This window comes from Nitrospira sp. KM1 (assembly GCF_011405515.1).
Taxonomy (GTDB): domain Bacteria; phylum Nitrospirota; class Nitrospiria; order Nitrospirales; family Nitrospiraceae; genus Nitrospira_C.
The window spans coordinates 4,448,659-4,463,155 of sequence record NZ_AP022671.1 but is presented as its reverse complement, the minus strand read 5'-3'; the positions used below and the strand labels follow the sequence as shown (position 1 = coordinate 4,463,155).

Sequence of the window (14,497 nt, the reverse complement as noted above, 5' to 3'; positions counted from 1 at the left end):
GCGGGAACTGTCCAGTAAACCAGCCCTCTTCAGGTCCGCACTATCTTGCCAATTGATTCGGCGCCATCAGCGGCGAGGGCTGCCAGGCCGGAACTGAAAAGCGAAATGGCTGAAGGAATTGGAACCGGCCGAAGGATCAGAGTCCCAATAGATGCCGCGGCATTCGGATTGAGCCTACTGTTATATCTCAGGCTCGCGATGCTCTCCCCTGGAGGGGCGAGGAAGATCAACAGAGAAAGTTGCCGGGCCCCCGCTGATCAGAATCCCAGTAGAAGGGTGTGAAGTGCGCTCCATCACTTCTCGCTCTCATAACCTAGAAATGAAGACTCAGACCTCCGACCAGATGGTGGGTGTTGATATCGGCAGTGATGTTCTGAGATGCCACATTGTTTTGTGCACGGAATGCGACATCCATGGAATAGCGCGTGAACCGATATTCAGCAAACACGCCAAGATATTGCGTGAAAAGAAACTGCACGCCAGCGCCGGCCTTGAGTCCGACCGACGTTTGATGCTGCTGTTGATTGTTGGGGGCAAAATTGGTGGTGTCTTTGACGTTGACCACAAACACGGATGGGCCGATGCTTAGCTGTGGTTGCAATCTGCCCATCGGGAAGTTTTTTTCTTCAAGGAGATGGAGCCTAAGTTTAAACACATCAATGCCAATGCCAAAGGTTTCGAGCGTGAGCGGGCTCACCGTGCTCGAGTTTTGAAACGTGATCCCCTGGAAATTGGTTGTAGATGGCACAGTCTGGCGATCGATCTTCGGTTCAAAATAAAATCCGTCAAGGCCAAATCCAACCGAGACTGCCGAAGACATCTTATCGAGCCAGTATCCGATCTTGACACCCCCCGTAATAGAGTTATCCACCTTGACACCCGGAACGCTTACATTGCTTTGCGGAAGGGTGACGGTGAGGTCGATCTTCGGCGTAATGCTCGTTCCTCCATAGACAGAAAATTCAAACTCGGCGAAGGCGGGCTGAGCCATGGCCGGCAGGAATCCAAACAAGACAAAAATCACGACCATGTGTTTACGGCCGGTGATCGATTCATCGCGCATTCTGGTGACCTGATACAGACTAAAAGGCACCTTCGCGTAGTACGCGTGTTCTCGCCGCAAGCTAACATATGGCGTCGGATGGATTGTTAAATCAGGGTCAAGAAATGTGCGAGTAGCGTTGGAGTCACCACCGCCCAAGACAGAAAGGCCACTCCGTGAGTGGAGTCGCCCTCAGAGGAGGCTATCCCTTCCTTTCATTGATCTGCATGCGGCAATCAGCGGCCCGGTTGACTACCGCCACCAGTTGCTCTTCGGTCACATTGCCCAGCCTTGCTATTTTGTCGCTCAACTCTTCCATATTCGTTGCAACGACGTCATTAGGGAAAAAGTGCTTGATGAGCAGAAGCGTGGTCTCGACGTTTTCGATTTCGCTGCGCACCGTCGTGGTAGCCATCAAATTTCGAACAATCAGATCCAGCATGCTGATCGACTCCACGACCCACATCGAAGGGTCTTTGTGTCCCAGTTCCAGCCGCCCATGCACGGGGCCGGCCATCCACATTTGGCTCAGGTGAAACATGAGGGCATCTTTCCATCGATCCTCGTAATTCGGCGTGTCGCATAGGAGTTTGAGCAAGGTACTCGACTCGACCTTGGTCCAGAACGCCTCATATGTCTCCGGCTTGGATGGCCAGAGGAGGGTTCGATAAAACCACTGCCAGTCGTTCAACAACTTTCCAGAACTTGATTCGTGTTGTTCGTGCATGATCATCTCGTTACTCCGCCGATAGTGTCGTTCCACCTCAAGGCACCATTGAATCCCCCACTCTCGCCTCATCGTGATCTGTCCGTCAAGAGCCACTTATACCGCCAAGTCACCCCTACAAGGTAAGCGGTCACCAGTTGATGCGTTACCTTCACTGCACCCTCTTGCCGACCTTGATTACGGTCATCCGTCAAGCGCACTTGACGCCATGCTCTTGCGGATATTGCGTGTCACGGCTCTAGACCCTCTCCTTTAATGGTGAAAACCTATGCTATGATGGCGCAGGAAGCCACGCATGCGGCGAAGGAGAGTTCCTCTATGAGGTTGGACATGGCAAGTCTCGGACGTTCAAACGGGACTTTGTGGTTTGTGGTGTTCGCGCTGATGAATCTCTCGGCCTGCGCTTCCACGCCCGATCAAATTACATGGATTGAAAATGGTAAGACGACAAGGGCGGAGATCGTGTCGCGCTTCGGCGACCCTGATCTGGTCGAGACGACAAAAACCGGCACCATGGTAACATATCAGTCTACCGCTTCAAAACGGCCTCTTCCGCCAGTCGAAATTCCGACGGTGCAGCCTGGTCCCCTCGGAACCACCGCCGTCACCTCCAAACCCATTGAACGATCTCTCGGATCTGATGACTCGACGACTCCCAAGTCGGAATGGATCACCCATGAAATCCACATTCGCTACGACGAGAATGGCGTGGTGCAGGATGCCTATCATTGAAAATGCAGTTCAGGTTTTCGACTCCCCGTACGCTCCAAGCAGCCTCTCATAACTCCGCTTCGCTCTCCCTTCAGCCGTTGAGCCTTTCGGCAAGCGAGACTTGATCGTGGAGGATCTCGTCCAGTCTGACGCGGGCTTGGTCGCGGGCCTGTTGAAGGCCGTCTCGCGCCAACATCGGGTCGTCGATCGACTGGTCAGATGGGGCGATGGGAGCAAGTGGAAACATCGTGAGTGCGGAGCGGGGCATCGCCGGAGCGCGTTTCCATGGGTTATACAGCGGATCGCCGATCAATACCATCCGCCAACTCACCCATCGGCTGGTTAAATAGTACGCTTCGACGAGCGAATACTGTCCGGTCAGCAGCAGCGCGCCGAACTCCAACGGCTCCGGAAACGAATCCAAATACGGCTCTCCGACGGAACCCAACGTGGCGGTAATCCCACGATCCAAGGCATTCTTGCACCAGCCTGCTTCGGACGCGGAATGAAGACTTATGGCCTCGGCAGACGCTATGTGATAACCGATTGCGCCCGGGCGGAAGGTAAACGCGTCTTCATACTGCCGCAACCGGTACCATCCGATGTAGAGCGCCGTGTCGGGCGCTTCCCCAGGTCGATGGAACCTCGTTTCCGTATTCTCCAGAACCGTTCGATATGACGTCCGCTGGGTAATGAGTGCGTGAAGATCTCGCAGGCTTTGGTCGTATCGGCTCATCGTGTCCTGCTTATCCTTGGTGGATAACCCGCGGGCATCGAGATAGACTGTTCCCCTCACGCCGTCCTGCTCCGCCTCAATTGCACGATCGACCAGTCCCATGGCTCGTCCGGCGTTAGACGCATCGATCCGGCTGACCATCAACACAGGAATGTCTTTGCGCGCACGGCCTGAGGATTTCTTGTGGTTGTAATACAACACGTTCGGCTGCCGCCAGCCTGCACCATATTGGCGCCGATCCCACCAGAGCAGACTGAGTTCACTATCGACGGACGCGTCTGCATGTTCGACGGATAGACGACTCAATTCAAGCGTCGCGAGGCCAAAGACACCGTAGGCGCCGTAGATCCGCTCCGCCAGAGCATAGAGTTCATTTCGATCACGCCGGACGGGGATTTCGACGGACCCCAACAGGAGCTGCAATCCTTCTCCCTGTTGTGCCCGGATGCGTGTCGCTTCACCTGCCTGTGCGTTCTGTTCCCGCGAAAGGTCCACCTTGAGTTGCGCGACACCGGCGATGCCCTGATAATCCCGCACCAGTGACTCGATCCGTTGATACCACAGATCCAACGTCGGCGGATCGAGTGACTTCGCACGCTTCACGACTTCACGGGCAACCAAGTCGATGTGATCGAGGAACGCCAGATTGCGCTCGAACTGAAGCACCCCCTGGCCGATCTTTTCCGTATGAAACCCATCTCCTTGTCCCGGCACTTCCTTTGCCTTGCGTTCCACTTGCAACAGACGTGAACGAGCCGCGGCAAGACGATGTTCCGCATCCTGACGGCACCACCGTTCTTCTGCGGTGAGGATCGGCGCCGAGACGCGAAGCGGCACACCATAGACGGTGACCAGAACCCTGATGTCCCGCGACAATCCTTGCGTCAGGATCGACTCGCGGACGGGCCCGACGATTTTTCGTTCGTAATCATCCCAACTGATGGTCTCATCAACCGGAATGTCGAGTTTGACGATGTGTGTGCCCGGAATACCGCGGCGCATCGCGTAATGCTGCGCGACCGCGAGGCTGTCCGGTTTGCTGCCGGCCACGATCATCACCTGATTCGGTGCGAGCTCTGCCTCGGCCGGTAGTGGAAAGAATTGAGCGACCCACATGAATATGGACGCGGCCAAGATCTTCCACCTCATGCTGCTGTTGACCGGATGTGGAACGAAATCCATGCGCATGTGTACCATCATACCTGGAGTTGGTGTTCTCGCACGCGGCCGGTCCGGCGGAAACCTGTCGGCCTGATCCGCGTGAGCATGTGAGGAGTCCGTATGCCGGCAGTCCGAAGCGGTGTTCCATCCTCAGGACGGATTACGAAAGGCCGGAGTACGGCGCCGGGGTAACAGCTTTGCCCACCATCCGCTCGCAGACCAAGACCCAGAGGATTCAGGAGCCGCCAGGCGGCCCAGCCTGTCCTTGACATCCCGATAGTCGCGATGTTCTTTTCCCAATGCCCGGTACAGTCCGATGGCAGCGTCGATCTGTCCCGAGGCTTCGAGGATCCTGGCCAGGAAATATCGGACCTGCCGCCGATCTTCCTCCGTTCCATGCCCGCTCTTCAGCAACTGCTGGAACATGCGCGTGGCCTCTGCCGCTCGGCCGCACGCCCGCAGACATAGTGCGATCTGTGTGTTGGACTTCATAGCCAAACCCTGATCCTGAGCGGCCTGTTCGAAAAACGAGATAGCTTGCTTGTACGCTCCGGCATTCTTAAACGCCACGCCTCTCTTATATAAGCCGGTCGCCGTCTCCGAATCGTTCGAGGATTTTGTATTCGGCTTGACCGCGGGCGCCGGCTGCGACAATGCACAAATCTGTTGCAGCTCCAGGCGTTGCTCTTCTTCGGTGAACAATTCGGTAGGATTGACGTCCATCAACGGCAAAATGCCCCCGGCGCTCCTGTCCATCGCTGCCTTGATCACCATTTGCGAGGTAATCCACCGGCTTTGTGCGGCAAAGCCGTAGGCCAGCGCCACGTCGCAAACCTGATTGATCAATCGCGCATTTCCCCCGCTCAAGCGATGAACGGCAAGATACGCGGCGTCCGTCATCAATGTCGCCGGACCTCCGGCGACATTGATGCGATGCCGGATGTACTCAGGCGTTTCCACATGGTCAAACGGTTCCAGATGGTAATCGACGGAGATGCGTTGGGCGAACTGTACGAGTTCGCTCTGGCGCAACAGCGCGCGCAACGCCGGTTGCCCGGACAGAATGATCTGTAAGGGCTGACGTCTCGCGTCGTTCAGGTTGGACAACAGCCTCAATTCCTCGAGCATCGCGCCGCCAAGATTTTGCGCTTCATCCACGACGAGAACGACCCGTCGATGTTTATCATGTTCTTGATTCAAAAACCCGGCAAAGGCCCGATACAATTCGACGCTGTCCATTCCCTTGCCGTCCACCCCGAAGGTCATTAAGACCCAGGGAAGCAGACTGCCGAGCCCCACGTGCGTGTGGGACAGCACGCCAAGCGTCACCGCTCGTTCGGACCGCTCCAGAATTGTATTGAGCAACGTGGTTTTCCCTGTTCCCGGCTCGCCGGTGATGACCGTGAACGCACTTCGATTGAGCATTCCGTATTCCAGCAGATTCAAGGCCAACTTGTGCTTGCGTCCTTGATAGAGATACGCGGGATCCGGGATCAGCGAAAATGGATTACCGCGAAGGCCATAGTACGATTCATACACGATTGATCATGCCTCCATCGTCAGAACGTAATTGGTTTCTTCGCATGGGCCTTGACCGAACGAGGATCTCCGCGGCCGACCTGATTGAGGACCGTGCCGAGAATCGGCACAGCCCCCTTCAGCCGGTGAATCGCTTCTTCCAAGTCGGCCCGCCGCGTGATGCCTTCGCTTGCCACGATCAGGACCGCGTCGAGCGAGGGCCCAAACGCCAGCACGTCGGCGCTGGTGAGAACCGGCGGAAGATCGAAAATCAGAATGCGGGACTCATATCGATGCTTGAGATCGCTGACCAGCGCACTCATGCGTGGAGTGGTCAGCGTTTCAGCGGACCGAGGAATTGACCGGCCGGCCGGAAGGATGACAAACCGGCCGATTCCAGGATGCACGAGCGCCTCGTCGACCGGTTTCTCGTCCAGCAGCACATCGGCAAGCCCGGGAAGGTCTGTCAGGCCAAACAACTCGTCCACTCCGGGCTTGCGCAGATCTGCATCGACCAGCAACACGGTTTGCGTGACCTCCATCGCAAGGGTCACCGCGAGATTCACCGCCGTGAGCGTCTTTCCTTCCGACTGCCTCGGACTCGTGATCCCAAGCACATTCCAATTGTTCTCCCGTAAGCGATGTAACACCTGTGTGCGAAGCAGATTGTAACCCTCGACGAACGGCCCGCGATCAAATCCTGCCACGATGCGCTTACGCCGCAGAACATGCTCCGGACAATCAATCACCTTCGTCCGGCTATAGATGATGGGAGGAGGAACCTCTTTTAATCTGGTACCTCCGGGCCCTCTGCTGGGCGAACCGCCGCCCTGCTCGCGATATCGTTCCATGGCATGTTGTAGATCTTCCATTACATGCTCCTTCACACGCTTTCGCACATCCTTTGATTTAGGTCAGCCCCAGCTTCCGTAACGCTGCATACCAGACGACGTCCAGTGGATACCAGAACAGATGTCCCAGGACGAGCAGCACCACTGCAGCACCCACGCCTACCCATCGCATCTTCCATCGCCGGCTTCTGTGTACTTGAATTTCTTTTGCATCGGGAACATAGGGAATCAGCGCCAGCGGAGGCACTCCCGCCGCAAGGCATATTTGCGCTGGATTGCGGATCGTCTCGTCCACCTGTTCCATCGCCACACCCGCCCCCAACCCTCCGATCGAAGCCAGTACCGCTGCTAGTATGAGGATGAGCGGCCGGTTCGGCCGATCCGGACGACCCGGCAGATCCGGGGGATCGATCAACGAAAACCGCTCACCTTTTCGTTGAATCTCCAGTCCTTCTGAAACCTGCGCCTCCATGAGACGTGACCGAATTTCATGATACTTCCGGAGCGAACTTTCGCGGTCATGCTGCAACGCTTGATACTCCGGCTCGAACTGCGGCAAGCGTTCGACGCGCTTGGCATAATCTTCAGCACGTTTCTTCAAGGCGGTCCTATGGTTCTTCAGTGATTCCAGGGATGCGGCCGTCGATGACAGCTGGGACTGAATATTGATGTACGCCGGATTTTCCGGTTTCAATGGATATGCCTCGCGCGGTTGAGCCGCAATGCGCCCGAGTTCTTCTTCCAGACCGGTTATGACCCTTCGTCCCCGAATGACATCCGGATGGTCTTCCCCATATTTGTTGATCAATGACGCAAGATAGGCCCGTTGACCGTCCAGACGCTTTCCGACTTCCTCACCAGGAGCTTTGGCGCCGACCTCACGTTCAAGGGCTTCCATTTCCTGTTGCATCTTGATGATATCCGGATGCTCGGGAAACAAATATCCATTGGCGCTGGCATACTGGGCCCGCAAGGTCTTCAGTCGTTCTCCCGCATCGAGAAGCCTTTCCCCCGATGCTGCAATGATCGGCGTGTTCGGCTTCAAAGTGGCCAGTTCGCCTTCCAGAAAACGCTTCCGTTCTTCAGTGCTTCTGATGTCCCGATCGACTTCGAGCAGTTCACGCTCCGTCTGGCTCATGAGCTGCATGTTGAGTTGGGTGAGTTCTGGAAGTGCGCCGTCCGCTCTCTGCTTCAGCGCCGCAGTCTTCATCTCCAGTTCGTCGATGTGCTTGCTCAGATGTTCTGCTTCCTGTTTCAGAAACGCGGTCGTCTCCTGTGCATGCCGCTCACGTGTCTTGAGATTCTCTTGGAGAAACAGGCTCGTCACTTCGTTCGCAACTTTCTGCGCGACTTCCGGAGACTCTCCGTCATAGGCCAGCGTGAAGGCAATCGTTGCCTGAGTCGGTTGCTGAGACCTGCGGTCAACGACCTTGACATTGATCACCTCGAGACGAATGTCCTTGGTGAATTGTTCCAATACCTCTTCGGTTGCGCTCCTGCGGCGCAAGGCTTCATAGAGGTTGTATTGTTCGATAATCTTCCAGAGCGTCGCGCGGCTCATCACCTGCTGTTTGATCGTCTCGATTCGCTGGTCCGCATAACTGCTGATTGCTGATCGGACGAGGTCTGGAGGAATTTCCTGCTCCTCGATTAGAATGGTGGCCTTCGACCGATAGACGGGAGGCCACAGTAACGCGATAGCCACACCGAGAGCGAAGATCGTGACCCCTATGATGCCGACCGCCCATCGACGGCGGCGAAACATCTGCCAAAGGTCACGTACACTTTGTGTTTCTTGAGATACTGGAACCGAGGAAATAGATTCTACAGATACCATACATCTACTCCTTCACCTACCGGCCCATCCTGAGTTTTGGAGGGAAATAGGTCAACATGATGCTGCCAATATTTGCAGTGGCATGATCATTGAACGTCTTGACCTGTCGATCTGAATAGGTGTACGTGAAGTCCACCGCCCACCACTCACCAATCTTCCAGTTCACTGCAGGAGAAACGGTTATATATTGATTGTCCGGGAAACTGCCCCGAAAGGTTTGGGTACTGAGCCCTGAGGACATCACATACGCCCCGGAGAGCGAAGCGGTCCATCGCTCATTCACATTTTTTGAAAGAGTCATCGTCAATCTGTCGGTCTTTAGTAGCAGACCAAAGCCGCTCGGGTTTATGTCTCGCCCGATCTCGACCTGTGCGGAGGCATCTTCCCATTGCTTTTTGAGATTGGCGGACCCCACCCACACAGTCTGACGGTCACTTTGTCGAAACGGTTCGGCACCAACGGCAGAGTGTACGAGACTGGGCCCGCCAGCGATCGTGGCGCTTATCGATTCACTGAACCCGTGAGTCCAGGACGGTTGTACGTTATAGATCTCAGACCGCAAGCTGTTCGCCTGAGGAGCATGAAAATCCGTGTATGAGAAGGAAAGCTTGAATTCGTCTCTTTCTCCCGGACTATAAATCACTGCTCCTGACCCCCCTTGCAGATCGTAATCCACTAGCCCCAGTTGCAGACCATTTTCATAGGTCGTGTTCACATATTGAAAGCCGGCTTGAAGCGAGACTTGCTCGGTGAGAGCGTGGGTCCATGATGGCGAAAGATTCCACATGTTTCGTTGAGTAAAATTTATCGCCACGCCCGTTTGACGCAGTTCTCCCATCAAGGTGTTGTCTCGTATGAATCCGCCGTCGAATCCAAACGTTTCCCGCTGAGTGGTATATTTGGCCGATATTGGAAAATACAGATTCGTGAGCGATCGATTTTCTCCTCCATAGTAGTTGACAAAATCGGCTGCGGTTCTACCGCTCATTTCAAAATTTTCCGTTGATCCGGCAAATTTCATCCCGGGACTGGCCCATACGCCCCACACGCCCTCATGAGGAGAAGACGTCAAGAGAAGATTGCTATTGTACTGTCCCCGAACACTCAAGGAAGGCTGAGCGGACCATTCGGCCGCTTCGCTCCTCATGAATGTCGCAGACAACACCATCATTACGCCAATTCCTTGCAGCCACCATCGCGATGCACGCATCATGGGCCTTCATATTCCTTGAAACGTCCGGGTGGCCGTCAAGGCACCATGACCACGTCGCCGCGTTGCAATATGATGTTCTGATTCAGATCCTTTCCTTTTCTGACTTCCGCATACCGAAACTCGAACGTCTGCTGTTCTCCGCCAACCCGGCGTATGATCTTGATGTCGTTTTCCGATGCATAGGGCGTCAGACCTCCGGCGAGACTCAGGGCCTGAAGAATGTCGGTCGTGTGACCGACCATAAACTCACCAGGTTTGTTGACTCGGCCCAGCACATATATTCGGTAACTGAGCAGCTTCGTGACTGCAACCGAAACATTCGGCGTGGGCATATACCGAGTCAGACGCTTTGTAATGTCTGCTCGAACGTCTGCCACCGTACGGCCGGCCGCCGGGACGTCCTCGATCAGTGGAAAGGAGATCATGCCGTCCGGGCGCACGACCGTTTCTTTCGTCAGATGTTCGTCCCGCCATACAGTCACGGTCAGCACATCTTCCGGTCCCAGCAGATACCCGGCGTCCGGGGCATCAGTCGCCGCCGGCGTGCTCATCTGATTCGCCGTACCGGCGCACCCGGCGACTCCCAGAACGAGCATGAGGCTCAGGACTACGAACGTGCTATGGATCGACGTCACCAGATCAATCCTGTTATCCATTGAGTGAACTCAAGAGCGATCGGGCATCATCGATACCAGTGAAGGCCTTCCCCGTGTCCAGCGCCTTTTGCAGATAGTCCTTTGCCTCCTTTGCCTTTCCGCTTTGCGCATAGGCGACGCCGAGATGATAGTTCAGGACCGGATGCTCGGGCGCCTTACCCACCGCGAGCTGCATGACGCGAATGGCCTCTTCCTTGTGTCCGAGCTTATGATGCACCCATCCCAACGTATCGAGGAAGAAGGCATTGGGGGCCTGCCGTTCAAAGTCCCGGCTCAAGGCAAGCGCCCGTTCAAGACTCTTCGTATCCCCTTTGCGGTCGACGAGGAGCGTCGCGAGATTGTTCGCCGCGAGCGCTGCGCCGGGGCTTGCCTTGAGAATGATCTCATACTCCTTCATCGCCTCGTCCACTTCGCCCACCTCCGTCAATGTCGTAGCCAGCAACATGTGCAGCTCCTGGCTGTTCGGATTTTCCTTTAATCCGCTTCTGATGACGGTCTGCGCGTCTTGATGACGCTTGTCGGTAAAGCGCAACGTGGCAAGATGAATCCAGGGAATCGTCCACTTCGGATTCGCTTTGGTAGCGGCTTGGAAATGTTCATCGGCCGCAGCCCGATCACCCTGCTGCAACAGCAACTCACCAAGAAAGCCGTGGGCATACGGATGATTGGGATTCTGCAGCAATCGTTCAAGTCTTGCCCGTGATCTCTCGCGTTGGTTCAAGGCCTGGTCGAGTTGAAGCAGCGCCAGGAGGGGCTCCGGAGCGTTGGGAGCCGCATTGAGCGCTCGTTCATACGATGCCGTGGCCAGATCCCATTCTTTCTTCGCCAGATGGACGTTGCCCTCGGTCATATCCGCCCAGGCCTTCCCGGCTCCGGCGGTCCGCAACTTAGAGAGTGTCTGCTCGCTCTTATCCCATTCCTGTGATGCAGCCTGAATGCGGAACATTGCGTCCAGAGCGGGAAGGTTCTGAGGTTCTCTCGCCAGCACGGCTTCGAGCCGTTGCTTGGCTTCCGCGGTTTTTCCAGTCATCACGTCGATTCCGGCCAGCATGACCTGAATATCCGAGACGCCAGGACTCAGCGCCGCGGCCCGTTCGAAGCTGTCCTTCGCCAGCGTGGTTTCTCCGATGGCCAGATGAGCCCGGCCGAGCAGCACGTGTCCCTCCACCAACTCCGGCTGATCCTTCAGGACGGAACGGAAGGCAGTAACGGCTTCCTTCCCGTTGTTGCGCTTCAGTGCAATCTTTCCCTGGAGCATCAACGCTTCCGACGACCGCGGATTCTCTTTCAAAACCTCCTGCATTTGCCGCTCGGCATCGGCCTCCTTGCCCTCGGTCCAATCGAGTGTTGCCAGTTTGATCTTGGCCTCAAGGCCGATCGGTTCCTTTTTGTTGTCGTCGCGCAACCGCACGTAGATGGCCCGGGCCTTCGGAATCTCTCCCCGCGTCTCATACCACTTCGCCAACAACAACGGCGGTTTCGTCGCATAGGGCAACCTGCGCTCTGCATCCTGAAGGGCGGCCTCGACCTGAGCCGGCGTGCCTCGCAGCATCAAATACTCAGCCAGCCGGAGCTGCCACATTTCACTGTCGGGCTGGTCCTGTGCAGCCTGGCGCAGGACTCCTTGCGCTTTGTCGTACTGCTTCTGCTGGTCGTAGAACTGCACGAGTCTGGTCCGGTGCTCCATGACTTTCGGCTCGGTCGCGACGATGCGTTGATACAGACTCTCTGCTCGCTGCGGTTCACCGATCTTGCTCAAGACACTCGCGTATCCGTCGAGCAGTTCGAGATTTTTTGGGTTGGCATCAACCGCACGCTGGAGAATGGCCTCCGCATCGGTTCCTCTGCCTTGGGCCACATAGAGAGTGGCGAGCAGCAACGTGGCGTCCGGATCGGTCGGATGAGCCGCGACCAATTTCTCACCTTTGACCGTCGCCTCAGAAAGTTGCCCGGTGACGGCCTCAACGGCGATCCGCAAACTCGCAGCTTGCACGTTGTCTGGATGTTGGGCAAGGACCTTGTCCACGATCTCGGAGACCTTGTCGATCATGCGGGCTTCGAGGTAGAACTTTGCCAGACGAACTTGGGCCCGTTCGTGATCAGGAACCAGCTCCACCACACGCTGGTAGTTCGCAAAGGCATTCCGCCAGTTACGTTCTTTTTCTTCCACCTGAGCGGCCAGCAGGTACGCTTCGGCGTCCTTCGGGTCGATTTTCAGCACGTTGCGGAGGGCCACTCGAGCTTTGGGGAAATTCCCCTCTTGCATGTACTCTTGTGCCCGCAACCGATGTTGCGCTTTGCGCTCTTCCGGCCCTCCGCATGCCGTGATCGCGATGAAACACACGATGAACACCACTGCTTGGCCGCGGAACCACATATGGTCGTCCTTTCGATGCATCGTTACACCCACGCGCGGATCACCAGGCCGCTCAAGAGCCACATGGCCAGGAATCCGGCTTCCGTAATCCGTCGGCTATAGCCGTGAAGAAGAAGTTCGAATGAGAAGAAGAGCACGATCAGTTTTGCCGTCAACAGACTCAGATTAATCTCGCCGACCTCCATGTCCGGCAGAAACGGCAATAGCGTTGCCAACAGCACCATTAAGGAATCAAGCGGCGTCATTTCAAATTTGTCTGCCGCCGTCACCTTCATGACCGTGATGACGAGCAGCGCCACCCCGATGAGCAACAGGTTGACCGGCTGAAGCCACGGAGACGCCATAGCAGGGGCGCTGAGTTCACTGAAATACAAAACAAAGGTACTGCCGACGTAAAGGCCCGCGCGCACCAGAAATGGCGCCGAACGGGGCCACAGCCGCATGCCGCACACGAGCGCGGCGAGAAGGCCGGCGGCCACGAGGCCGGCATCAAAGGGAATGTGTTGCGGCAGGCCTACGCTCACAATAAGAAATCCCGGCACGACAACCGCCAGCAGACGGATGGGCAATTGCGCAAGCCCGGGATAATTTGAACGCCAGGCGACGGCTCTGCCATCCTCGCGCATAGTGTCGGCAGATCGCGCATGCAACATCAGCCGATCAACCGGCCGTATATAAATGATCAAGACGCACGCCGCAACGACCAGATAGATCAGCATCAACACCCAGTCAGGCTGCCAACGTGTGGTATATGCCAATGTCACCAATCCGGTTTGAACGGCATAAATGAGCATCACGGCCTCGCGATGCGACCATCCCATGCTCAGCAGACGATGATGCAAGTGATTCCGGTCTCCGATGAACGGTGAACGGCCTTCATGCCAGCGTTGGATCATCACTCCGAACATGTCGAGGACCGGTAATCCCCAAATGAACAGTGCCGTCATCGGACTATACGGACCATGTGATGGATCAGTGAGAACGAGCGCCGTCACGCCGAGATAGAAACCGAGGAATTGGCTTCCTGCATCGCCCATGAATACGCGTGCCGGATAGGTATTGAATCGGAGGAACCCGAGCAGCCCGCCGAGCACGGATACCACCATCAGCATCAGCAGGGAGTCTTCCATTTGGAACGCCAGAATGGCGGTCGCGGCAAAGCTGATGAGTGATAATCCGCCGGCCAGCCCGTCCAACCCATCGGCTAAATTGACGGCGTTGGTCACGGCGATCAAGGTCAGAAACGTAAACGGGAGACTGACCCACGGAGTCATCCAGGAATCTGGAATCATTGGAAGACTGCTCACGTGTACTCCGCCTACCGCCAAGACGATGAATGCCGCCAACGCCTGTCCTGCAAATTTGACCGAGTAGGTCAACCCGACCCGATCATCCCAGATGCCGAACAGCAGAATGATCAATCCGCCCAGGAGACTGGCCAGGATCACATCGTCCTTCGGCGCCCACATCAGCACACCAATGAAGGTGCCCGTGGCCAAAGCAATACCGCCGACCTTGGCCACAGAGCCCGAGTGTGCCTTCCGGCCGCCGGGAACATCGAGCACCTGGAGGCGCCCGGCCGATGCCATCAACGGCGGAATGAGCGCCATGCAGATGATCAGAGACCCCAAAAAGCTGAAAAAGAATGCGGTGGCCATATCCTTCGAT

At 56.2% G+C, this 14,497-nt stretch carries 11 protein-coding genes; 1 reads left to right on the top strand and 10 read right to left on the bottom strand.

The window, feature by feature from the left end; all coding sequences use genetic code 11:
* Nucleotides 1–313: 313 nt before the first annotated feature.
* Nucleotides 314–1,201 (bottom strand): outer membrane beta-barrel protein, encoded by an 888-nt coding sequence (locus W02_RS21070; RefSeq protein ID WP_173051271.1) that lies wholly within the window; start codon nucleotides 1,199–1,201, stop codon nucleotides 314–316.
* 43 nt (nucleotides 1,202–1,244) lie between these two features.
* Entirely contained in the window at nucleotides 1,245–1,769 is a 525-nt protein-coding gene (locus W02_RS21065) for a hypothetical protein (protein WP_173051270.1), read from the bottom strand.
* A 318-nt stretch (nucleotides 1,770–2,087) separates the two neighbouring features.
* Between W02_RS21065 and W02_RS21060 the strand changes: the two genes are divergently transcribed.
* Nucleotides 2,088–2,501: a hypothetical protein gene (locus W02_RS21060; protein WP_173051269.1), complete on the top strand. Its 414-nt coding sequence runs from the start codon at nucleotides 2,088–2,090 to the stop codon at nucleotides 2,499–2,501.
* 70 nt (nucleotides 2,502–2,571) lie between these two features.
* Here W02_RS21060 and W02_RS21055 read toward each other — a convergent pair whose 3' ends face one another.
* The 8 genes from W02_RS21055 to W02_RS21020 all read right to left on the bottom strand — a co-directional run bounded on the left by W02_RS21055 (nucleotide 2,572) and on the right by W02_RS21020 (nucleotide 14,487).
* On the bottom strand, nucleotides 2,572–4,404 hold the full coding sequence (locus W02_RS21055; RefSeq protein WP_173051268.1) for a TIGR03790 family protein: 1,833 nt from the start codon (nucleotides 4,402–4,404) through the stop codon (nucleotides 2,572–2,574).
* Nucleotides 4,405–4,527: 123 nt separating this feature from the next.
* A complete protein-coding gene (locus W02_RS21050) occupies nucleotides 4,528–5,916 on the bottom strand; it encodes an AAA family ATPase (protein ID WP_173051267.1) in 1,389 nt (462 codons plus the stop codon).
* 20 nt (nucleotides 5,917–5,936) lie between these two features.
* Nucleotides 5,937–6,767 carry a CpsD/CapB family tyrosine-protein kinase gene (locus W02_RS21045; protein WP_173051266.1) on the bottom strand — a complete coding sequence of 277 codons (831 nt, stop codon included), beginning with the start codon at nucleotides 6,765–6,767 and terminating at the stop codon, nucleotides 5,937–5,939.
* A gap of 37 nt (nucleotides 6,768–6,804) precedes the next feature.
* A complete protein-coding gene (locus W02_RS21040) occupies nucleotides 6,805–8,583 on the bottom strand; it encodes a Wzz/FepE/Etk N-terminal domain-containing protein (protein ID WP_173051265.1) in 1,779 nt (592 codons plus the stop codon).
* 16 nt (nucleotides 8,584–8,599) lie between these two features.
* Nucleotides 8,600–9,796, bottom strand: a complete 1,197-nt coding sequence (locus W02_RS21035; RefSeq protein WP_173051264.1) for a hypothetical protein — start codon at nucleotides 9,794–9,796, stop codon at nucleotides 8,600–8,602.
* 35 nt (nucleotides 9,797–9,831) lie between these two features.
* Entirely contained in the window at nucleotides 9,832–10,452 is a 621-nt protein-coding gene (locus tag W02_RS21030; RefSeq protein ID WP_232068603.1) for a polysaccharide biosynthesis/export family protein, read from the bottom strand.
* Nucleotides 10,445–12,829: a tetratricopeptide repeat protein gene (locus W02_RS21025; RefSeq protein ID WP_173051263.1), complete on the bottom strand. Its 2,385-nt coding sequence runs from the start codon at nucleotides 12,827–12,829 to the stop codon at nucleotides 10,445–10,447. The genes W02_RS21030 and W02_RS21025 overlap by 8 nt, the downstream gene beginning before the upstream one ends.
* A 23-nt stretch (nucleotides 12,830–12,852) precedes the next feature.
* Complete coding sequence (locus W02_RS21020; protein WP_173051262.1) at nucleotides 12,853–14,487, bottom strand: glycosyltransferase family 4 protein; 1,635 nt, start codon at nucleotides 14,485–14,487, stop codon at nucleotides 12,853–12,855.
* Nucleotides 14,488–14,497: the final 10 nt, after the last annotated feature.